Annotated in this window: 23 protein-coding genes and 2 pseudogenes; 20 read left to right on the top strand and 5 right to left on the bottom strand. The window is 35.7% G+C overall.

The window, feature by feature from the left end:
• Nucleotides 1-133 precede the first annotated feature (133 nt).
• From WMZ97_RS17055 to WMZ97_RS17040, 4 genes are all read left to right on the top strand, one after another.
• On the top strand, nucleotides 134-1396 hold the full coding sequence (locus WMZ97_RS17055) for an amidohydrolase (RefSeq protein WP_343273303.1): 1263 nt from the start codon (nucleotides 134-136) through the stop codon (nucleotides 1394-1396).
• A gap of 20 nt (nucleotides 1397-1416) precedes the next feature.
• The gene (locus WMZ97_RS17050) at nucleotides 1417-2712 is read left to right on the top strand and encodes a CapA family protein (RefSeq protein ID WP_343273302.1); all 1296 of its coding nucleotides are present in this window, start codon (nucleotides 1417-1419) and stop codon (nucleotides 2710-2712) included.
• Between the two features lie 252 nt (nucleotides 2713-2964).
• Complete coding sequence (locus WMZ97_RS17045; protein WP_343273301.1) at nucleotides 2965-4389, top strand: YfcC family protein; 1425 nt, start codon at nucleotides 2965-2967, stop codon at nucleotides 4387-4389.
• 240 nt (nucleotides 4390-4629) lie between these two features.
• Nucleotides 4630-4905, top strand: coding sequence for an NAD/NADP octopine/nopaline dehydrogenase family protein (locus WMZ97_RS17040; protein WP_343273300.1), 276 nt, complete (start codon nucleotides 4630-4632; stop codon nucleotides 4903-4905).
• A 240-nt stretch (nucleotides 4906-5145) separates the two neighbouring features.
• Here the strand turns inward: WMZ97_RS17040 and WMZ97_RS17035 are convergent, their stop codons facing one another.
• Entirely contained in the window at nucleotides 5146-5472 is a 327-nt protein-coding gene (locus WMZ97_RS17035) for a hypothetical protein (protein WP_343273299.1), read from the bottom strand.
• Between the two features lie 29 nt (nucleotides 5473-5501).
• Complete coding sequence (locus WMZ97_RS17030) at nucleotides 5502-6764, bottom strand: lipase family protein (protein WP_343273298.1); 1263 nt, start codon at nucleotides 6762-6764, stop codon at nucleotides 5502-5504.
• A gap of 115 nt (nucleotides 6765-6879) precedes the next feature.
• Between WMZ97_RS17030 and WMZ97_RS17025 the strand changes: the two genes are divergently transcribed.
• Entirely contained in the window at nucleotides 6880-7029 is a 150-nt protein-coding gene (locus WMZ97_RS17025) for a hypothetical protein (RefSeq protein ID WP_343273297.1), read from the top strand.
• Nucleotides 7030-7438: 409 nt separating this feature from the next.
• Here WMZ97_RS17025 and WMZ97_RS21980 read toward each other — a convergent pair whose 3' ends face one another.
• On the bottom strand, nucleotides 7439-7660 hold the full coding sequence (locus tag WMZ97_RS21980) for a helix-turn-helix domain-containing protein (RefSeq protein ID WP_405027707.1): 222 nt from the start codon (nucleotides 7658-7660) through the stop codon (nucleotides 7439-7441).
• A gap of 93 nt (nucleotides 7661-7753) precedes the next feature.
• On the opposite strand from WMZ97_RS21980, the gene WMZ97_RS17020 reads away from it, so the two are divergent.
• The 14 genes and pseudogenes from WMZ97_RS17020 (at nucleotide 7754) to WMZ97_RS21975 (ending at nucleotide 19195) form a co-directional block, all read left to right on the top strand.
• Nucleotides 7754-8035, top strand: a complete 282-nt coding sequence (locus WMZ97_RS17020; RefSeq protein WP_343273296.1) for a DUF1433 domain-containing protein — start codon at nucleotides 7754-7756, stop codon at nucleotides 8033-8035.
• A 663-nt stretch (nucleotides 8036-8698) separates the two neighbouring features.
• A complete protein-coding gene (locus WMZ97_RS17015; RefSeq protein WP_343273295.1) occupies nucleotides 8699-8965 on the top strand; it encodes a hypothetical protein in 267 nt (88 codons plus the stop codon).
• A 377-nt stretch (nucleotides 8966-9342) separates the two neighbouring features.
• Nucleotides 9343-9558: a DUF1433 domain-containing protein gene (locus WMZ97_RS17010; protein WP_343273294.1), complete on the top strand. Its 216-nt coding sequence runs from the start codon at nucleotides 9343-9345 to the stop codon at nucleotides 9556-9558.
• A gap of 445 nt (nucleotides 9559-10003) precedes the next feature.
• Nucleotides 10004-11092, top strand: coding sequence for a LacI family DNA-binding transcriptional regulator (locus WMZ97_RS17005; protein WP_343273293.1), 1089 nt, complete (start codon nucleotides 10004-10006; stop codon nucleotides 11090-11092).
• Nucleotides 11093-11992, top strand: coding sequence for a ribokinase (locus WMZ97_RS17000; protein ID WP_343273292.1), 900 nt, complete (start codon nucleotides 11093-11095; stop codon nucleotides 11990-11992).
• Nucleotides 11993-12050: 58 nt separating this feature from the next.
• Complete coding sequence (locus WMZ97_RS16995; protein WP_343273291.1) at nucleotides 12051-12692, top strand: hypothetical protein; 642 nt, start codon at nucleotides 12051-12053, stop codon at nucleotides 12690-12692.
• Between the two features lie 38 nt (nucleotides 12693-12730).
• Nucleotides 12731-13531: an energy-coupling factor transporter transmembrane component T gene (locus tag WMZ97_RS16990; protein ID WP_343273290.1), complete on the top strand. Its 801-nt coding sequence runs from the start codon at nucleotides 12731-12733 to the stop codon at nucleotides 13529-13531.
• A complete protein-coding gene (locus tag WMZ97_RS16985) occupies nucleotides 13522-14373 on the top strand; it encodes an energy-coupling factor ABC transporter ATP-binding protein (RefSeq protein WP_343273289.1) in 852 nt (283 codons plus the stop codon). Before WMZ97_RS16990 ends, WMZ97_RS16985 begins: the two co-directional genes overlap by 10 nt.
• 1 nt (nucleotide 14374) lies before the next feature.
• On the top strand, nucleotides 14375-15184 hold the full coding sequence (locus WMZ97_RS16980) for an energy-coupling factor ABC transporter ATP-binding protein (protein ID WP_343273288.1): 810 nt from the start codon (nucleotides 14375-14377) through the stop codon (nucleotides 15182-15184).
• 176 nt (nucleotides 15185-15360) lie between these two features.
• Nucleotides 15361-16395, top strand: coding sequence for a linear amide C-N hydrolase (locus WMZ97_RS16975; protein ID WP_343273287.1), 1035 nt, complete (start codon nucleotides 15361-15363; stop codon nucleotides 16393-16395).
• 75 nt (nucleotides 16396-16470) lie between these two features.
• On the top strand, nucleotides 16471-17208 hold the full coding sequence (locus WMZ97_RS16970; RefSeq protein ID WP_343273286.1) for a glutamine amidotransferase: 738 nt from the start codon (nucleotides 16471-16473) through the stop codon (nucleotides 17206-17208).
• Between the two features lie 268 nt (nucleotides 17209-17476).
• Nucleotides 17477-18178, top strand: a complete 702-nt coding sequence (locus WMZ97_RS16965; RefSeq protein WP_343273285.1) for an SDR family oxidoreductase — start codon at nucleotides 17477-17479, stop codon at nucleotides 18176-18178.
• Between the two features lie 100 nt (nucleotides 18179-18278).
• Nucleotides 18279-18946: pseudogene (gene tnpC / locus WMZ97_RS16960) on the top strand (IS66 family transposase); the annotation flags it as partial.
• Between the two features lie 84 nt (nucleotides 18947-19030).
• Nucleotides 19031-19195, top strand: coding sequence for a transposase domain-containing protein (locus WMZ97_RS21975; protein WP_405027710.1), 165 nt, complete (start codon nucleotides 19031-19033; stop codon nucleotides 19193-19195).
• 293 nt (nucleotides 19196-19488) lie between these two features.
• On the opposite strand, the gene WMZ97_RS16955 is transcribed toward WMZ97_RS21975, so the two are convergent.
• Together WMZ97_RS16955 and istA are read right to left on the bottom strand one after the other, a co-directional pair.
• A complete protein-coding gene (locus tag WMZ97_RS16955) occupies nucleotides 19489-19701 on the bottom strand; it encodes a hypothetical protein (protein ID WP_343273284.1) in 213 nt (70 codons plus the stop codon).
• Nucleotides 19702-19750: 49 nt separating this feature from the next.
• Complete coding sequence (gene istA, locus WMZ97_RS16950) at nucleotides 19751-20665, bottom strand: IS21 family transposase (RefSeq protein WP_343273283.1); 915 nt, start codon at nucleotides 20663-20665, stop codon at nucleotides 19751-19753.
• 477 nt (nucleotides 20666-21142) lie between these two features.
• Here istA and WMZ97_RS16945 point away from each other — a divergent pair.
• Nucleotides 21143-21349, top strand: a pseudogene (locus WMZ97_RS16945) (IS21 family transposase); the annotation flags it as partial.

The following is a 21349-nucleotide window of genomic DNA, read 5'->3' as shown; positions in this document are numbered from 1 at the left end:
TATTTAGTAAATCAGCCTGTAAATGTAAACGTTAACAAAGGCAACGTTAATAAAAGTATTTTGAAAGTGTACAGTAATTAATAAGGAAACTTCTAGGTGTAATCAGAAAATTAATTAGGAGGGCATAATTATCATGGAAGAGGTTATTAATCTACGACGGGAACTGCACCAATATCCAGAAGTTGGTTTTACAGAATTCAGGACAGCAAGTAAAGTGGTCGAAACGCTGCAATCACTGGGTTATGAATGTTTATTTGGTTTGGATGCGATGGATAAGAATTCTAGAAGGGGCGTTCCTTCACAAGAAGAACTAGACCATGCATATCAAAGGGCGATTAAAGATGGAGCAAACGTCAATCTTTTAAAGGCGATGGAAGGGGGATTTACTGCGGTTATTGGAAGATTAAAAGGGAAAAGTCCCGGCCCAACCGTTGCCTTTCGTTTTGATATGGATGCATTACCTATAAAAGAAAGTTCCGAAAGGGAGCATCATCCTAAAGCAAATGGTTTTTGTTCCAAGTATGAAGGAAACATGCATGCTTGTGCACATGATGCCCACACAGCAATTGGACTTGAATTTGCAAAAAAAATGGCAAACGGGAACTTTTCTGGAACACTTAAGCTGATATTTCAACCTGCTGAAGAGGGTGGAAGGGGCGCATTTTCCATTGTTAATAAAGGCGTTGTTGATGATGTGGATAAATTGTACTGCTTTCATTTGGGGTTAGATGTTCCATTAGGCGAAATTAGTGGAGGATCAAAAGATTGGCTTGCAAATACGAAGTTACTTTCATATTTTTATGGCGTACCTTCTCATGCTGGAGCAGCTCCTGAAAAAGGAAAAAATGCTTTGGTTGGTGCTGCAACTGCTTTGTTAAATATTCATAGTTTACCTAGACATAGTTCAGAAGAGACGCGGGTTAATGTGGGATTGCTGGAAGGTGGAGCGGCGGCCAATATCATTCCTGATCATGCAAAGTTATTAATAGAAACAAGGTCAACCTCCCCAACAGTGAATAAAGAATTTGAAGATCGTGTAAAGAACATAATCAAACACAGTGCTGAAATGCATGGTCTTGGATTTGAAACACAAGTGATTGGCAATGCGATACCAATTTCTTGTGATAACGTGTTAATTGATGTTGTAAAAGAAGAAGCAGAAAAAATTACTGCATTTCATAAAATTAAAGATTACAACAAAGGTGGGGGGAGTGAGGATGCTAGCCTTCTTATAGATAGAGTACAAAAAAATGGAGGCAAGGGTACTTATATGATAATAGGAACGACAATAGCAGCTCCTCACCATAATCAGGCGTTTGATATAGATGAAAAGGTATTAGTGCCAACAGTTAATCTTCTAGAACGGATTGCGAATCGAGAATTGCATACCGTTTAAATGAATGGAGGGATACACATATGTCTGAGCCAATTACAATAACTGCTACAGGTGATAGTTTTATCACACGAAGATTACCGGAGAATGATAAAAATGCTGGCAGGATTTCCGATATTATTCAACAGGCAGATGTTCGATTTACTAATTTAGAAGTTACAACCCATCATTTTGAAGGTTTTCCCTCAGCGGTAAGTGGTGGGTCCTGGGCAATTGCCCATCCAGGTGTACTGGAAGATTTAAAAAAATACGGTTTTAACCTGATCGCATGGGCGACAAACCACACGCTGGACTTTTCTTATGGCGGACTGAAGGCTACTGAAAATTATTTGAACAAATATAGCTTTGTGCATGCAGGAGCGGGCTGTAATCTAGCTGAAGCTAGTCAGCCAAGGTACCTGGAAACTGTCAATGGTAGAGTTGCTATCATCTCTGTTACCTCTACATTTCACGAAACATGGAAAGCTGGGGAACAACGACCGGATCTCATTGGAAGACCTGGTATTAACCCCCTACGGCATAATGTTGTTTATGAGGTTTCAAAGGAAAGTATGGAAACGTTACAATCTGTTGCTAATCATGTATCGATAAATGCTGTAAACAATTTGCATGCTCAACTAGGTCTAAGAAAGGAATCGAATAATGAGTTATTTTCATTTGGCGAATATAAGTTTAGGATCGGAGAGAAGGAAAGACAAGTTACAACTCCAAATGAAGAGGATTTGGGAAGAATTCTAAGAGCTATTTCTGAGGCAAAAAGACAGGCGGATTTTGTTCTTGTCAGCATTCATTCTCACGAAATGGAGGGAAGTAATCTCGAGGAACCAGCTCATTTTTTAAAGCAATTTTCCAGAAAGTGCATTGATGGTGGGGCAGATTCTGTTATTGGTCATGGTCCCCACATAGTAAGGGGGATAGAGATATACAAAAAACGTCCAATCTTTTATAGCCTTGGTAACTTCATTTTTCAAAATGATACCATGACAAAACAACCAAAAGAATTCTATGATAAATTCAGTTTAGATCACAATAATACGGTTGCTGATTTATTTGATGCCAGGACTGATAGCGATTCAAAGGGATTCGTTGTTGATAAAAATATTTGGTCTTCTATCATCCCAGTGTGGAAGATCAAAGATGGAGAACTGGTTGAGTTAAATTTATATCCCATAGAACTCGGAATGGAACACCCCCGCTCAAAAAGAGGCTGGCCAAAAGTTGTAAAGTGTAATGATGTTTTAGAGAAAATACAAAAACTTTCTATGCCATTCGGAACGAGCGTCCAAATGGCAGACGGAATAGGTAAAGTCATGTTATAAAGTAACTTCAGCCAGATAAAATGAAATGCTGAAATCCAGGGTTAACTGCTAGACTATTTGTTTTAAAGACATTAATAAAGATAAAAATCTGAATAGTTCAAAAAAATAATGATTGATATAAGACTCTTGAATCTGATAAGTCGAGTGGCCAAAGATGAGGAAATTCCAACCACACTTTATTTAGATGTTCAAAAAAATGCAAAAGGTATTTAAAAATAAATCATTTATCTTTACAGATAGGGGAGTTGTCTGATGAAAGATATAGAGGAAATAAAACAGAAAAACAAGAGAAAATTTAAGTTTAAAATGCCTGATGTTTACGTGTTATTGTTTTTTCTTGTCGTTTTAGCAGCGGTCACCACTTATATTATACCTGCTGGTGAATATGACAGAGTTCAAAAAGATGATATAACGGTTGTTGACCCGGATAGTTTTCACTCTGTAGAACAAAGTCCTGTTGGTATTTCTAAAATTTTCATGTCTATTTCAGAAGGAATGATTGACTCAGCGAATATCATATTTTTAATATTATTTCTTGGTGGTGCGTTCAGAATTATGGAGGCCTCAGGAGCAATAAATGCTGGAGTCATATCCTTAATAAGGAAATTTGATAATAGGAGGACTCTCCTAATTGTCATATTAGGAAGTATGTTTGCATTACTTTTGACGACTGGATTCTCAGCAAATGCTACGGTCGCTTTTATTCCAATTGGAATTCTTATTGCAAAGGCATTGAAGCTTGATGCCATTGCAGGGGTTGCGATAGTGTTTCTAACAAGTATGTCAGGATTTAATATTGCATTTCTTAACCCTAAAGTGTTGGGTATTGCACAGCAGGTTGCAGAATTACCCCTTTTTTCTGGAATAGGGTATAGAATTATTCTCTTTCTGGTATTTACCACTGCCACTATTTTATATGTCATTTGGTATTGTAAAAGAATACAAAAGGATCCATCCAAAAGCTATATGGGGGAAAACAAGTTTTCGGATGATACTTCAGAGGTGAACATCAATACTGATGTTAAATTTACTGTCAAACATAGCTTAGTCCTTTTATTATTTATTGCTGGAATGGCTTTTTACGTTTTCGGGGCTCTGAAATTAGATTTTGGAATGAATGAAATGACCGCGTTATTTTTGGTTATTGCTATTGGATCTGGAATTATAGCAGGGTTAAATTCGAGCGAAATTGTGACGGAATTCATGAACGGTATGCGTGGACTTGTATATGCTGCTTTAATAGTGGGCGCAGCCAGGGCAGTTGTATTTGTTCTAGAAGATGGAAAAATAGTCGATACGATTATAAATGGGTTTGCTCAGGCACTAGAAATTTTTCCAGCAAACATTGCAGCAATTGGAATGCTTTGGGCCAATGCGATTTTTAATTTCTTTGTTAATTCGGGTTCTGGTCAAGCGATGGTAACGATGCCTATATGGACCCCTCTAGCTGATATTCTTGGAATTACTCGTCAAGTTACAGTACAAGCTTTCCAGTTTGGTGACGGAATTACAAATAGCTTGTTTCCTACATCAGGCACTCTAATGGCCGCTTTAGCCATGGGGGGCGTACCTTATGGAGCTTGGTTTAAATTCATCTGGCGCCTAATACTAATATGGATGATTTTAGCCTCAATAGCGATATATATTGGTATGCTATTTAATTGGGGTCCTTTTTAACACAAATGTGAGTTGGCGCGTGAAAGCTTCTAAAGTTTAATCAACCTGTAATATGTTAATATTCCAATCTTTCATGTGGCAGGAAGGATCGAATTAGATAATGAGTTTTTCTTTTATCCAGATGGCGCAACTCCCTTTGTTGTTGGGTAATGGAGAAATTAGAGGAAGAGAGGCTTGCGATTGGTAAAAAACTGGGGATTCAGTTATCAACTTGAAAAGAGTCTATATGATAATATTTAAATGAATCCGGTTTATAAAACGGGTAAGGCACCTGATGCATTGGAAGACCGTTATATTTATGAGTATATCTCATATGGACTTAATCCAATGGGGAAGCTAGGGAGAGCGGTGGGGCTTTCAATGAATGTTGCGAATCTGCTTATTGATATAGCTTGTTTATTGAGAAATGAAGATTTACGTGGAAATGCACTTGAATTGGCAGATTTAGGATTGGATGGTATGTCGGCGGATGAGGTGGTTGGTTATTTGAAGGGCGGTGAGCGGGTTAGTTGGTAGTTGGGGATGGGTGTTTATTGGGGAATCAGGATTTTTGTTCTGGTTCTCTTTTTGTTTTTGTCTGCTTGAAGCAAATAACAAACTATCGTATTACAACGCAAGTTTTAGATGTTTTAGTGGAAAAGTTTCAAGAAGTTAATTGAACAAAGTACTTGGGTTGTTTAATTTTACATAAATGACTTTTCAAATAACATGGTAAAGACTCATTTGACCGCAAGGAAGTGCATGTTTCTAATGAATTTAAGTGATTGAGTTTTTAAATAGATCGAATTCCATATTAGCATTTCGTAGTTTGATCAAGTTATCTGAGAAACGTTCAGATAAAGCTCGTTTCGCTTTTCCATCAAAAAGGGCATTGACGCTCGTTTGTATTTGCAAATGATCATTTGTCATGGAACCCGTGGCATTAGCGTGTTCTAAATAAGTGGATAAATACAGGTTTGATTCTTCCACGCTCTGCTTTATGCGGGATTTAAGCTGCTCTTTTTGAGCGTAGGTTTCCATTTTCTTTTTCCACGCATCATTTTCTGAAAGATCCCCGACAATGCTATACCCTTCATAGCCCAAATTCATCACTCCTTTTTTTATCCATCAAATTATTTGAATCCTAGCCAGCCAGCAAGCATTTTATCTGTATGGTCAAATTCATCACCCATTTTTTGCATATGAAAGGCGATTTCTGCAGTATCTGATTTACACTGTTTAAACAGGTTTATTAGTTGTTCATATTGCGCAACATCAAATCGAATAGGAACACCATTTTCCATTTTTCCATATTCTGCAAGAATTTCTTCGACGTCCGCTGCAGTTAGTTGATCAAACTCGCCTGAGCCCACTAATCGTAAATAGTTGCTTTTAATCTCTGTCATGGTCTGTATGTAATAATCATAAAACTTCTCAAGTGATTTTTCTGTATTTTTTATGAGGTCTGTATTTATGTCCAGGTCTTTAGCAAATGATTGGATGATTTCCGATTGGATGACGATACTGAAGCTATGGATACCGTTATTTTTCATTTCAAGTGGGGAATGATTGATTTGCATGCCGAGTTCACTATCATATAAAAGACCCGCTTTGAAATATCCATCTTCATCAAAAAAACGATCCTTCACATAATTATCTTTCATGGTGTGTGTGCTAATTCCTAACATCGATGGTTCTGAGGGGTCACTCATATAGTAGGTTGATCCGATGGATTGTTTATATATCCATGCTCCTACAGTATCATCCGGGTAAGTATAGGATATAATGTTATCCTTATAATCACCGTTTTTCACACGTTGTTGCTGTTCATCAGTAAGCAAGCTGTAGGTGGCAGCAGAAGCAAACGTAATTGCACTGGCATCATGTTGGACAGCAAAGTATTCAGCCAATCCCCCACCAAGTGAATGACCGACAAACGTAATATTCTCTTTGCCATATTTTTCAACATATTCATCGACAATCGGCGTAGCTTCCGTAAACTGATTTTTATTTATTGTCCTGAAATTGCCCTCTTCATCGATTTCCGCATGCCCGCCAGCGAGCATGCTGTCTTGATATTGGGAACCTGTATATTTGCTTGTTGTACCTTGTTGTGTATACGATTGACCACCGAGACCGATGCCAAAAACATCCTCCGAAACGTCATTAAGTAGTTGTCCCGTTCCATGATTAAGCTGGGTCCCTTCAAAACTAATCACCACTTTACCAGTATCCTCATTTTGCAGGACATATCCTTTGAGACCGGTATCTTTGTCTTCGATGGTGTCTAGGTTTTTCCATATAATTGTATGATCTTTATTTAATTCTATTGGAACATCTTTTACATTTTCCCAATAAGACTGCCAAGCAATTGTTGAAGCTTCAAATTCAGTCAAACTCCCCATGGTCAATACCACAATTCTATTGTAAACTTAATTAAAGTAGGTGATTATATTGAAAAGGCTGTGTTTTTTAAGTATTATTTCTATTGTACTATTGGGAGGGTGTTTTGTGAATAAAGATGAGGCAGAATATGATGATAAAACAATAAAGAAGGCACAAGAAAAAGTTGAAAGTTATATACGAAATAACTATGAAAATGTAGAGACGGTTGAATTTGACCCAGTTCAATCCCATCCGATGGGGGGGTTGCAATATTAGGAACTGTTAACAATTCTGCTGGTTTTTCCGCAGATATTGATATGGACACGTTTAGAGTTATGAGTTTGGGAGAAAAAACTGGTTTTCCAGAAAGAAAAGAAGAATGTAAACATAAGGCTTGTGATTATTAATAGAATGCCAATATATATACCAATAGGAAATGCCTATTTATCTGGGTGCTTCCTTTTTCGTGCCTATATTTAAAATGGGCGGCTTCAAAAGCTTAGATATAGGAACAATGACTTTTTTGATTAAGATAAAATTTTAAAAGTGAATTTTCATCCTTTTTAAGCGGAAAACAACATTTTGAGAACTTATGAGGCTTGAGAATTAAAACTCCTGATAAGCGCCTGTTGGTAAGAAACCCATCAACATTTCAACAAGTCCCCCCATAGTAATATTCACTTGCCTAGATTAATGATTTATTGCTTAATTTTTGGAGGTACCGGTAGGCTTTAATGGAAAATTCAATCGCTAGTCTTTTTGGTGAATCCAGGAAACCCTCCCTCAATATTTCCTTAATCTTATTCATACGGTGGTACAAGGTTTGACGTACGACAAATAATTGTTGAGCAGCTAATTTATAGGAACTATTATTATCCAAAATGCTTTCCAAGGTTATTAAAAGCATCCGTTCTATTGTAAACTAATCCTTAGAGGTGATTATATTGAAGAGACTGTTTCTTTTAAATATTATTATCATTATCCTATTAGGAGGTGTTTTGTGAATAAAGACGAAGTAGAATATGATGACAAAACAATAAAGAAAGCACAGGAGAAAGTAGAAAGCTTTATACGCAATAATTATCGAAATGTTGAAACGGTTGAATTTGAACCAGTTAAACCCCATCCGATGGGTGGAATTGCAATATTAGGGACTGTTAATAATTCCGCTGGCTTTACAGCAGATATAGATATGGATACATTCAGGGTCATGAGTTTAGGGGAAAAAATGGGGTTCCCAGAAGTTAAAGAAGAGTGTGAAGATGAGGTGTGTGATTATTAACTGTGGTTTAGATCGTGCGCCCAAGCTAGATCGTTAGTTCCCGTGCTTGACACTTCCAGAAATTTGTCATATTTTGCCGGATGGAAATGGTCTTTGTTGTGTGTTTTAATGAATTTACTTTCCTTTTCGAACTAGATGGCTTGATGGTTAAGGATGCTATATTACTTGTTGAACCGAAATATTATTTAATACACTAAAATTGAACTTTTACCGTTTATTTTAATTGACTTTCCTATTTTCCCTCACTAAAATTTCTTTTCAACCATCGAAACCTGCATTTTGGAAACTAAAGACCTGTAGCGAGGGATTGTTGCATTCGTACCATTTTAGGCGAAGCAGAGGTGCCCCTTTTCCTTCGTGGTAAGTAGGTTGGCTTCACTTGGTACATGATTTGGTACCATTGATACAAAAGGTGGCAGAGGAGGTTGCCGTACCCATATGAATACTGCCATCAGAATTTATCACCGATTGATAATGCATTTACACCCCGCACAGGATGCGACCGCGAAATAGCTGTAAAAAATTCACAGAACCCCGATTTCATGCGCAATTTTACCAACAAATTAAATAAAATACATAATCTATTTGCAAGAGGTGATTTATTTGAAAGTAATCTGTTTACCAATAACTCTATCACTTACTATACTATTAGGGAGATGCTTTGTGAATACCTATAAAGATAATTTTAATGATGAAACAGTTGAAAAAGCCAAAGAAAAAGTTGAAAGTTACATACGTAATAACTATCAAAATGTTGAGACGGTTGAATTTGATGATGGTGATTTTTCAAGTCCCATGGGAGGATTATTGACAGTCAATGGTAAAGCGGGCTTTTCAATCGATATGGACGAAGAGACCTTTTGTGTCGGCAGTATAGGAGAAAGCGAGGGATTTCCAAAAGTCAAAGAAGAATGTAAAAAAAGTATGTGATTATTAATATTGAAATGTATGAATTATTTTAATGAAAATAAATGATTATGCCGCCTCTTCTATATACTCAAAAATAATAAAGTTGTTCGTTTTGGGGTCAGATCCGCATCGTATTAACGTCCGTCTTATATTCATCGACAATCGGTGTAGCTTTTGTAAACTGATTGTCTGGTAATTATCGTCTTCATCATTTCCGTCTTTCCACTGGAACATCTTTTTTCCCAATAGGATTGCCAAGCAATTGAAGCTTGAATTTCAGTTAAACTCCCCATGGTCAACACCTCAATTCAATTGTAAACTTAATTAAAGTATGTGATTAAATTGAAAAGGCTGTTTTTTTAAGTATTATTTCTTTTACACTATTGGGAGGATGTTTTGTGAATAAAGATGAGGCAGAATATGATGATAAAACAATAAAGAAGGCACAAGAAAAAGTTGAAAGTTACATTCGAAATAACTATGAAAATGTTGAGACAGTTGAAGTTGAACCGGTTCAATCCCATCCGATGGGCGGGATTGCGATATTAGGAACTGTTAACAATTCTGCCGGTTTCTTCGCGGATATTGATATTCATGAGCGGTTTGAGGGGTGAGTTATTAAGGGGTTTGATAGATTGAAGAAAAGATCCAAAGCAATTGCGGTTGGTGAGGATGTTATTGTGGATTCTTTTCTACAGAGGGTGGTGGGATGGTTGGTTTAGGCTCGAAAGGTAAGGAGTAGGGTCATATTTATTTGGAATACATTTGCAAACATTAAAACGCTAGCTCATGAGGTTATAGGAGTTCGCGTTTTTTTGTTGGTTTATTGATTGTTAGGAGGCAAAAAGCGTGAGGACAAAATAGGTATTATCAATAGTCGCGGGATAAAAGTACCATTAAGTGTTGAGTAAGATAGTAATGATGAATATGTAATAGTTGACGGATATCGTCGGTTTTTGACTAGTTATTAAAATTAAAAAAAGGTTGATTTTTGTAAATATCTGATTTATTATAGTCATGTAAACGTTTTTACAATTGTTATATTAACATTTAAGTTGATTGATTGATAATAATAATATAAACGTTTTTACATGTAAAAATATAGTAGGAGTAATGTTTATGTCCCATAAAGAGATAACAATTAAAGATGTAGCCGTAAAGGCTAATGTTTCTGTGGCAACGGTCTCCCGGGTGTTGAATGGACTTGATAGAGTTAGTGATACAACACGAAACAAGGTGCAAAAGATTATTGAAGAATTAGATTACGAACCAAATATTATGGCGGCATCAATTATAACGAAACAAACAAAAATGCTTGCGGTAGTGGTTCCTGAAATTCAAAATCCTTTCTATACTGCTGTGATAGAGGGTACGGTAGCGGTTGCTAAGAATGAGGGGTTCTCCACCTTCGTATTTTCCACAAATGGAAGTAAAGAAGAAGAAAAGAACTTTTTCGAGGGGTTTCTTAGAAGAAATGTTGATGGAATTATTTTAATTGGAACACATAACGAAAAGGAATTTTATCAAGGAATTAAAAAACCTGTAGTATTGGTTGACCGTTTTATTGAGGGTGTTGGGCTTAGTGGTGTTGTGATAGATAATTTTAGAGGGGCATATGAAGCAACAAATTATTTAATTGAAAATGGTCATTCCGAAATTGCTATTATAACGGGACCAAAGGATTTTAATGATGGTTTAGAACGCTGTTGGGGTTATCAGCAATCACAAAAAGATAATAATATTGAGTCTAAAAAAGAGTATCAAATGTTTGGAAATTGGTTTGAAGATAATGGGTATCAATCAACCAAAAAGCTTATGGAACTAAACGAACCACCAACTGCAATATTTGCCGCAAACAATTTGATTTGCCAAGGTACAATAAAGGCACTTCGAGATATGGATATAGTTATCGGCAAGGATATTTCCCTTGTTGGTTTTGATGAAAATAATCTAGCAGAATTTGTTCGGCCTAGGGTTTCAGTAGTCAAACGACCTACCCATGAAATGGGAGTACAAGCTACTCAGATGCTTATTCAACAAATTAAGGGAGAGTCACAGATTGATGTAAATCCGAGGAAAGTCACTTTGGGTGTAGAATTAATGAAATATGGATCAGTTAAAAGGTTGGCGGAAGGAAGGAGGAATTAAATGATTACAGTAGTTGGTAGTTTAAATGCTGATTATGTTGTTTCTGTTGATAGAAGACCTGAATTAGGTGAAACTATTAGCTCTAATTCTTTAGATATATTGTATGGAGGTAAAGGAGGAAATCAAGCAATATCAGCATCTAAAATTGGTGGAGAAGTTTCATTTATTGGTTCAGTTGGAAGCGATTTAAATGGAAAGGGCTATTTAAAAGAATTAAAGCAATTTGGTATAAATACAGAAAATGTTTCTGTAATTAATAATATACCGACGGGTGTATCACTGATAACGATTGAAGATAATGATAATTGTATAATTTACTCAGAAGGTGCAAATGGCAAATTAAGCGTAAAGGATATAGAGAGTTCAAAAAGGCTTATTGAAGAAAGCGATATTGTTGTTGTTCAATTTGAAATCAATCATAACGTTATAGAAAAAGTGCTAGAGATCGCTAACCAAAAAAATGTGCCAGTTATATTAAACCCTGCTCCATATAAGCCATTTCCAATTAAATGGTTAGATAAGATAACTTATATTACACCAAATGAGCAAGAGTTTAAAGCTATAACTAACTGTGATTCTTATAATAATAAATATATTGATAAATTTATCATTACATTAGGAAAAAACGGAGTAGCTTTTCACGAAAACAATGAAAGAAAATTAATAAAAGCACCAGAAGTAGAAGTAAGGGATACCACCGGGGCAGGTGATACGTTTAATGGTGTCTTAGCATATTATCTTTCAACAGGGAGTTCATTGCAGAATGCTTGTGAAAAAGCTGTATATGCAGCTAGTTTATCAACTACTAAACTGGGTACGCATTCAGGAATTCCTACTGAAGAGGAATTAAAGGCTTTTATTAAAAAAAGCAATAATGGTCTTTTAAATATAGAGGGATAGAATATACGAAACCTTTTGTATTTGGGTAATTTATTTAATGAATAAAGGGGAATTAAATATGAAAAATACGAAGAATAAAAAGTTTACATTCGCTGATAATTTTGCTTTATATCAATTACTGTTAATCCCTCTAGGGGTAGCTTTAAACTATGTAGCTGGACAATTAGCAGTATTGCTGAAGTTACCAGTATTTTTAGATACAATTGGTACTGCCTTCGTTTCTATCATCGCTGGTCCATGGATAGGTTTAATCACTGGTGTATTAAATAATGTTTTATTAGGTATTACGAATCCTATGACGTTTATGGGTATTCCCGTTCAGGCAGGTATAGCAATAACTATTGGGTTTTTATCCCAGAAAAAAATGTTGTTAAAAGTAGGGAAATTTGTCGTAGCAGCAATTATACTCACAATTGTCACTACAGCTTTATCATTACCAGGTCAAGTACTTGTATTAGGTGGAGTAACCGGTACAGGGATGGATATTGTTACGGGAATAATTGTAAAGGCGGGAATGCCTTTATGGTCGGCAGTCGCGGTTACACAGCTTGCTTCTAATATTTTTGATAAAACAATATCTTTAATAATCGGACTTTTAATGGCTCTTTCATTATCTCCAAGAGTGTTATCTAATTTTAGAAATGGATATATCTATATGGAGCATAAGAAAGAGAAAAAGGGATCAAAAAGAAAAAGATAAAAGTCATATTAAATAAATGGAAACAGGGGGGTTGAACAATGGGAGAAGTGGAAAAAGTGGAAGAAATGATAAAAATGGAAGAATATGCTCGAAAACATTATTATAACGAAAAACTATATCCTTCTACTAAATTACTGTTAGGAATAGTATTAAGTTTGGCTAGTTTTTTAATTCCATTAAACAGTGCCGGTTATATCATTATGTTTTTTTGTATTTTACTTTCCTTTATTACAGGAGTATTTAAAACGTATATAAGTCAATTTATTAAAGTGATACTTCCAATCATTATTATATTATTTATCTTCCAATTGATTATTGTTTCCGGGGAAGAAGTATTATTTTCAATGGGCTTTATCTCAATAACCAGGGAATCGGTCCACGCAGCTATAGCTTATTCTTCTAATATTGGAGCTATAGCTGCATCAATAACGCTATTTTTTCACATGACTAGTACAAATTTAATTATTAAAAGTTTAGAAAACACTAATTTACCAAAGAATGCAGTATTTGTTATTAGTTCTACGCTTCAATTTTTACCTCAGGCAAAAGAGCAATCAAATACTATTAAAGAGGCACAGCAATCAAGAGGAGTAGAAACAGAAGGGTCAATAGTTACTAAAATAAAATCGTTTGTTCCAATGATTATACCCTTAGCGTTATCTACCATTTCAAGTAATGAAGAAAGAGTGCTTACATTGGAAAGCAGAGGTTTCTCAAGCGATAAGAAAAGAACTGGATTATATAAAAGTAAGAAAACACAATTAGATAATTACTTTCAGATCTCTTTAATTGCTTGTTTAATTTTATTAATTATAGGGAGGGTGTTTATATGGAAATAGTTTCAATTGAAAATGCAAATTATAAATACCCAACTTCTGAAGATTATGTTTTAAAAAATCTTTCGCTATCATTAGAAGAAGGAAAAGTATATGCGTTTATAGGAGAGAACGGAGGTGGGAAAAGTACAATATGTAATCTTATAAAAGGTTTTATTCCTCATATTTACAAAGGTGAGTTAGAGGGCGAGATAAATATTTATGGGAAAAACCTGTATGAATCAAAATTAAGCGATTTTGTGCAACCAATAGGATATGTTTCCCAAAATCCTTTTTCTCAGATAACTGGAAGTACTGAAACAGTATTTGAAGAGATAGCCTTTGGTTTAGAAAACTTGGGTGTAGAGGAACAAGAAATTAAAAAGAAAATTATTGAAGTTATTAATTTATTTGGTATTCAAGATCTATTAACAAAAAATCCTTCGGCATTATCAGGAGGACAAAAACAGCGAGTAGCTATAGCATCGGTTTATGTTATGGATCCAGACTTGTTCATATTAGATGAACCAACATCTCAGTTAGACCCAGTAGGTACACTAGAAATTTTTAATACTGTATCTTTACTAAAATCAAAAGGGAAAACTGTTGTGATCGTTGAAAATAAAATTGAGCTAGTTGCAGAATATGCCGATGAGATCCTTCTAGTTAAGAATGGTTCCATTTTTGATAAAGGTTCACCCCATGAATTATTGTCAAAAAAGTCAACCGAGGAAAACGGAGCGTTTTTACCACAATATACGCATTTAAGTCTGGAATTAAAAAAAAGAGGATATCAAATTAATAAAATTCCAGTTTTAGAAAATGAAGCTATTGAAATGATTGAGAATATTAAAGGTGGATATTAATATGGTTCTTGTGAAAATTAATGACATCGATTTTAAATATAAAGGTAATGAAAAAAATGTTTTTACAGGCGTTAACATTGATATAGACAAAGGTGAATCAGTAGCAATTGTGGGTCAGAATGGTGCTGGAAAAACTACACTAGTTAAGATGTTAAATGGATTGTTAAGACCTACAAAAGGGGATGTTCTAATTGGAGAAATGAATACAAAAGAACATACAACTGCTGAGCTATCTAAAAAAGTAGGTTATGTATTTCAAAATCCAGATGATCAAATATTTCATGATAATGTCTATGATGAAATGGCATTTGGCCCCAAAAAAGCACAATCAGATGATGAAGAAATTGAAGATATAGTAACTGAAGTTGCAAAGATTTGCGAATTGGACGATTCATTTGAAGAAAATCCTTATGATTTACCATATTCCATACGAAAATTTGTAGCAACAGCTTCTATTTTAACGATGGACTCTGAAGTGGTTATTTTAGATGAGCCGACTGCGGGTCAAGATAAAAATGGTATGAGAATAATAAAAAATATCATTGAGTATTTATTGTCAAAAAACAAAACCGTTATCACAATAACGCATGATATGGAATTTACAGTTGATAATTTTAAAAGGGTAATAGTGATGTCACAAGGAAAGAAATTAGCAGATGATAACCCCGAAGAAATTTTTTGGAACATAGATTTACTTCGGAAAGCCCAATTACAACAGCCATATGTAAGTCGCGTCGCTCGGAAGGTTAAAATGCAAAGCAAACCCGTTAATGTTCAGCAATTTGTTGATTTTATTGAAGAGAATTATTAAGTTTTAAAATGATATAAAGGCCATTTTTTCTAAATACACAATATGTTTTAGGATGTATCTGTAAGTTCCAAGTTCTTCGTTATACATCTGAAGGCAATACATTTATTTAGGGTAGACTTAAAGCAATTCTTAGATGATAACAGCATTTCGGAGATATATAAAGAAGGGGTAATAGAATGGGATGCACAGGAATTAATTTAATGACAAAAAATAACGAAGTATTTTGGGGAAGAACACAAGACTTTGAAAAAAACTTTGATTATGCTGGCGTGAAGATTCCTAGAAACTGGAATTATGATTCAATGTACACATCATATAAAACAAAATATGCCGTTATGGGCATTGCTTGGGCGGAAAGTGATGTTAAAAAATTTCCAGTCCTTCTAGATGGAATAAACGAAAATGGTTTAGTAGGTGGGTCATTCTATTTCGATAATTTTTATATATACAAGCCAGCAGATGAAATCAAAAAAAATGGAAAAATCCCTTTAAGAGGAGAAGAGGTAGCTACTTGGATTTTAACTAATTATAAAGATGTTGATGATATCGTTGAAAATTTAAACAAAGATATTGCCGTTACTTCAGAACCAGGACCTATGACGGGAAGATCAATGCCACAACATTCAATATTTCAGGATGAGTCAGGAAAATGTATAGTAGTCGAGCCAACTAGGGAGGACGGTTTTGATATTTATGAAAATCCCACAGGCGTATTTACCAATGCTCCTGATTTCAAGTGGCATTTGTCTAATCTTAAAACACACTTAGAACGATCCTCATATAGAAAATATAAATATTCAATTGATGAACCAATTGAAGGATTTAAAGAGGATGAATTCACAACCGGTTTAATGGGAATATCAAGTGACTTTAAACCTGAATCAAGGTTCTTAAGGGCTGCTTATAACAAGTTACTTTCTGTAGAAGTAGATAAGGAAAATGCATTAATACAATTAATACATCTACTTGCAACAGTTGATAACCCAATAGGGTCATTGAGAATTTACGATGATGGCAAAGTAATTATGCCATGGACCCAGTTTGCTTTGTATCACGACGTTTCGGAAAAGACATTATATATTCATTTTTATGAGAATAGAACGCTACAAAAATTAAAGTTTGATAATAATGATTATGACAAAGAAGATATCGAGTATTTTACATTTCATAAAGATGAAGTAATAGTTGATATGATAAAAGATAATAATTAATGAGGCGCAATACACTGTTATCAAATGTGCTTAACAGTTGATTTTATAAAATAATAAAAGAAAGTAGGAATAATAATGAAAAAAATTTTATTAGCAGGAGAAAGTTGGACAATACATTCAATACATCAAAAAGGAATGGATACTTTTACAACTACGACATACGAGGAAGGGACATATTGGTTTAGCAAAGCTTTGGAGGAAACTGGTTATAAATTAACACATATACCTAACCATAGAGTACAATATGATTTTCCTGAGAGTTTAACTGAAATTAATCAATATGATGTTGTCATTTTATCAGATATCGGATCTAATACGTTCTTGTTACCAGATAAAACATTTGTAGATGGCGCTAAAACTCCTAACAAGCTTGAATTGATTAAGGAATATGTCATAAATGGTGGTAGCTTTATTATGTTTGGTGGCTATATGGCCTTTTCAGGAATTAATGGTGCTAGTCGATATGGCTTCACCCCGATCGCTGATATTTTACCTGTGGAATGTTTGACAGTTGATGATCGAGTTGAAACACCTGAAGGGTCTTTGCCAGAAATTAAAGATCATTCAATCTTCAATGATATTCCCAAAGAATGGCCTCATTTCTTAGGGTATAATAAAACTATTAGTTTAGAAGACTCAAAAACACTTGCGACGATCAATGGTGATCCTTTTATTGCAACGAAAGAAGTTGGGAAAGGAAAATCACTTGTGTTTACTTCAGATATGGCTCCACATTGGGGTAGTGAGGAATTTGTTAATTGGAAGTATTATCCTAAATTATGGGATAACATAATTAAGAATTTGACTAATTAATTTAAATATAGATTTATCAGCCAATTCATACGAAGGTAGCTCTATGCTGGGTAAACTCGGTTAATAAAAACAGATATGGCTCAGTACTAACCTTTTATGGATTGTTAAATGGCGAATGCTTATACTCTGATTGCTGATGAGTTTCATTTATTAATGAAGTCGAACATCAAGTATATCTTGTTGTTGTTATATTAAAGTTGATGGAATAATCATTTAGATGATGTGTTTATTGAATAATATAATTCAAATAATAATAAAAAGGGGGCGAATGATGGAAAAGTTACAGAAGCATGTTGTTATTACTGGCGCAGGTAGTGGGTTAGGTGCTACGTTGGCAAAAAAGTATAATGATGAAGACTTTTATGTCACATTGACAGGGCGTACCCGAGAAAAATTGGAACGCACTGCAGATACCTTTAAGAACTCAAGTTATTCAATTTATGCAATGGACGTTTCTTCATATAGTGATGTAGCAAAAACGTTTGAGAAAATCACTTCTGAAGTACAACCGATTGATATTTTAATAAACAATGCAGGTTTAGGTTTCTTTGATTTAGCGGAAAATCTAGAAGTAGAACAGATTGATCGAATGATTGATGTGAATTTAAAAGGAACGATTTATTGTTCTCAACAAGTGATTGGTACGATGAAAGAACGCGACTCGGGTTCAATTATTAATATTACTTCGACTGCAGGTGTGCAAGGAAAAGTTAATGAATCAGCTTATTGTGCAAGCAAATTTGGTGTACGAGGGTTTACAGAAAGTATTATTAAGGAATTGAGCGAGACCGATATTCATGTCCATGCTATTTATATGAGTGGAATGGATACGCCGTTTTGGGACGGTGTATTTGAAAAAGATGAGAAAAGCAGCATGATGCAGCCCTGTGATGTTGCTGAAATAATTTTTGTAAATACCTCATTACGCAAAAATCTCAATGTACCAGAAGTAATTATTGAGAATCACTAAAATAGTTTAGTTCTTAAAATAATAAAAACTGCAGTAAATTCACTTCAAAATGAGTTTACTGCGGTTTTGATGCTTACGCTTTGGTATTTCCATACCGCACTTGGCCAATTGGATTTTATATGGTGCAGAGACCTGGCTCTGTCCGGTTTTCGATGAAATGCATGAGCAACTCCTGACAAGGGATATTTTGCATGCGGATGAAACAATGCTGCAGGTGCTTTCTGAACCGGAGCGGCCTGCGACATCAACTTCCTATATATGGCTTTATCGTACTGGGAAAGAAGATACGCCTAATGTCCTATACGATTATCGGCAAACCCGTGCTGGCAAACACCCTGCCCGTTTCCTAGAGGATTTCCAGGGTTATCTGCATGTGGATGGATATGCTGGTTATCATATAGTTTCAGATGTAACGCTTGTTGGTTGTTGGGCGCATGCGCGCCGCAAATATACAGATGCCTTAAAGGCCCTTCCAGATTCGGCGAGTACTTCTACAGTCAAAGCGAAAGAAGGTCTGGCATTTTGTAATCAACTTTTCGCAATCGAGCGCGAACTCAAGGACGTCAGTCCCGAAGAAGGATCTAAAGCGCAGCCAGCCGGTGCTAGGGGGCTTTTTCAGCATGGCTTCGTGAACAAACTCCACGTGTACTGCCGAAAAGCGCGCTTGGGCAGGCAATTAAATATTGTCGTAACCAATGGGAAAAACTAGAGGCATTCTTACTAGATGGCCATCTAGAGATAGACAACAATCGCGGCGAAAGGTCAATCAAACCTTTCGTTATAGGAAGAAAAAACTGGCTTTTCAGCAACACACAAAAGGGAGCCGAATCCAGTGCGATCATCTATAGTGTTGTGGAGACAGCCAAGGAAAATGGATTAAATCCATTTCACTATCTCAGCTACTTGTTTGGGGAACTTCCCAATATAGATACAACAGATAAAACGAAACTCGCTCAACTCCTTCCATGGTCAGAGACAATCCCGGAAGAATGCCGCGTTCCAATTAAATCTAAATAAAGCATACATCAAATCCCGCCTGCATTAGTAGGTGGGATTTATTTGATGCTTACGTTACTACGGATGGTTGCGTCCATACCACCATGCGCGAAGCAAATGATAGAGGATATGAATGTCTGCTTGTTGATTACAGCCATTGGAATTTACCACCCTTGCCATCTTTCTTACCACCGTTTGCCAAGTTATTTACCACTCGTTGCCAATGTATTTCCAATGATTGAAAATCCCTACTGGCCAATGTTAGGCCGAGTAATTTTTTGGCTTATTAGTCGAATATCACCATTGAATATGGCTCACTCATATGTGGGTTTTAGAGGGGGGTGTCGCTTCGTAATGAGCGTTTGTTTGCGATACACCAAATGCAGTTGCCAAAAATGATTTGCCAAGTTATTTTCTTTTGCTTCCGTTTTGCGTTTTAGTTTTTGCTCGGCATCGTTCTTTTTATTGTTCTTTAAAATCATTTGAAGACCCTTGACTGTCGGTCTGTTCGTCATCGTTGTTACCATTTTACACGCACGCTCTATTTCGTATTTCGTATAACGACGCTCTAATTTTTTACGAAAACACAGATTGTAATCCTTGTTTTTCTGCTTGAGTCTTGTTTAGGATGTAATGAACAATATCTAAGGTAAATGGACCAATGCTTTCAGCCCATTCAGCCGCCTCCGATGTCTGATCTACAAAAGTTTTATGATTATCAGGCATATGATCACGTATTGTAGCTAATTGACCGAATTTCCCATATAATCGCTTGTGAGAGGTAATTCGCATATGGTTAAAAAAGACTTCAATGAGATCATCCGAGAGTTTTATTTCCACTTCTCTATTGATATACTCGTATGGAACAGAATAAAACATGCTCTCAACAGAGACATGGTAATCAGGTCGCACCTTCGCTGTTTTCCATTGAGACATTTTATAAGGTGCGTTTGGAAGAGGGGAAAGCGCAAATTTCTCCTCTTCTTCAAATGCTAACAGGCGACATCCCTGTTTGCGAGTAAAAGGGCGCTGATTAAACTCATCCAATTTCGCCTGAACCTCTTTATTTAATTCATCGATGCTGAAACATTGTGTATTTCTTAATACTGCAATGATCCATGTTGAAATAACACCAACAGAGCCTTCAACATTCGCCTTATCCTTTGGCATACGCACCCGGGCAGGCATAACTATAGTGTTATAGTAATCTGCCATTTCTTTGTAAGTAGGATTTAATACTAAATCACGCGCTGTATGTTTTGTTACACTCGTCTTCAGATTATCCGGTACTATAATCTGCGTGGAACCGCCGAAATATTCGTACGCATGATTATGGGCTGTTATCCAAGAACTTAAATCCATGGATAATGTTGCTTCAGCGTACGACAATTGACTGCATGGTAAAGTTGCGACAAAGATATAGGCTTTTAATTTCTCTCCAGTATCTCTATCAATAATGAAGGCTGTTGAACCGGCCCAATCAACTTCCATGATTCACCAGGCTTTCTCCGAATGCGTAATGTAGCTTTATATTTATCCGCATACTTACTATAGTGCCGAACAAAGCTACGATAGGAATATGGAATTTTACGATTCGCGGGGCATTCCATTTCATATTCATGATGAAGCAGCGATAGAGTCACATTGGGCTTGGCCAGTTCTTTATGAATATATTCAAAATCTAATGGCTTTCACCCCGACGCCTCCAACGTTGTCCCTGGATAAAGTAATTCTTCCAACCATTTATCCGACATTTCATCTTCTAATGGACAAACCACCCTTTTTCTTTTTGCCAGCTCAATAACTGTTTATGGCAAACTAATAATGTAAGGATTGGCATTTAATTTATGTAGTGCCCTCCGGGCCCTACATAAATTAAATGAAAATTAAAAAACCACTTGCCAACCTCTCCAAATAACTTTAAACTCCTCGTTGGACCAACAACGTTCGACAGGAGGATATTAGGAGATGTTAGCAGTGGCACAAGTTGATTATATCAGACATGAGGTTAACCAAAAAGGAGAAACATATGCCAGTGTAGGTAAAAGAATGGGGGTGGATCCACGTACGGTTAATAAATACGCTAATCAGGAGGAATTCAAGAAAAAAGAAAAGCAAAAGCGTAAATCACCCGTTATGGATCCAGTTAAACCGATTTTAGATAAATGGATTAAG

It is taken from the genome of Lentibacillus songyuanensis (assembly GCF_039548255.1).
GTDB classification, from domain to species: domain Bacteria; phylum Bacillota; class Bacilli; order Bacillales; family Amphibacillaceae; genus Lentibacillus_C; species Lentibacillus_C songyuanensis.
The sequence above is the reverse complement of the archived record's forward strand: the minus strand, read 5'-3'. Positions and strand labels throughout refer to the sequence as shown.

Bases quoted from the DNA above. Each gene is read 5' to 3' on its own strand.
- WMZ97_RS16955 (WP_343273284.1), bottom strand. From the start codon at position 19,701: ATGGTAACAACGATGACGAACAGACCGACAGTCAAGGGTCTTCAAATG.
- WMZ97_RS16965 (WP_343273285.1), top strand. From the start codon at position 17,477: ATGATGGAAAAGTTACAGAAGCATGTTGTTATTACTGGCGCAGGTAGT.
- WMZ97_RS21980 (WP_405027707.1), bottom strand. From the start codon at position 7,660: ATGCTTTTAATAACCTTGGAAAGCATTTTGGATAATAATAGTTCCTAT.
- WMZ97_RS16970 (WP_343273286.1), top strand. From the start codon at position 16,471: ATGAAAAAAATTTTATTAGCAGGAGAAAGTTGGACAATACATTCAATA.
- WMZ97_RS17000 (WP_343273292.1), top strand. From the start codon at position 11,093: ATGATTACAGTAGTTGGTAGTTTAAATGCTGATTATGTTGTTTCTGTT.
- WMZ97_RS16995 (WP_343273291.1), top strand. From the start codon at position 12,051: ATGAAAAATACGAAGAATAAAAAGTTTACATTCGCTGATAATTTTGCT.
- WMZ97_RS16980 (WP_343273288.1), top strand. From the start codon at position 14,375: ATGGTTCTTGTGAAAATTAATGACATCGATTTTAAATATAAAGGTAAT.
- WMZ97_RS16990 (WP_343273290.1), top strand. From the start codon at position 12,731: ATGGGAGAAGTGGAAAAAGTGGAAGAAATGATAAAAATGGAAGAATAT.
- WMZ97_RS17045 (WP_343273301.1), top strand. From the start codon at position 2,965: ATGAAAGATATAGAGGAAATAAAACAGAAAAACAAGAGAAAATTTAAG.
- WMZ97_RS17055 (WP_343273303.1), top strand. From the start codon at position 134: ATGGAAGAGGTTATTAATCTACGACGGGAACTGCACCAATATCCAGAA.
- WMZ97_RS16985 (WP_343273289.1), top strand. From the start codon at position 13,522: ATGGAAATAGTTTCAATTGAAAATGCAAATTATAAATACCCAACTTCT.
- WMZ97_RS17040 (WP_343273300.1), top strand. From the start codon at position 4,630: ATGAATCCGGTTTATAAAACGGGTAAGGCACCTGATGCATTGGAAGAC.
- WMZ97_RS17050 (WP_343273302.1), top strand. From the start codon at position 1,417: ATGTCTGAGCCAATTACAATAACTGCTACAGGTGATAGTTTTATCACA.
- WMZ97_RS16975 (WP_343273287.1), top strand. From the start codon at position 15,361: ATGGGATGCACAGGAATTAATTTAATGACAAAAAATAACGAAGTATTT.
- istA (WP_343273283.1), bottom strand. From the start codon at position 20,665: ATGGAAGTTGATTGGGCCGGTTCAACAGCCTTCATTATTGATAGAGAT.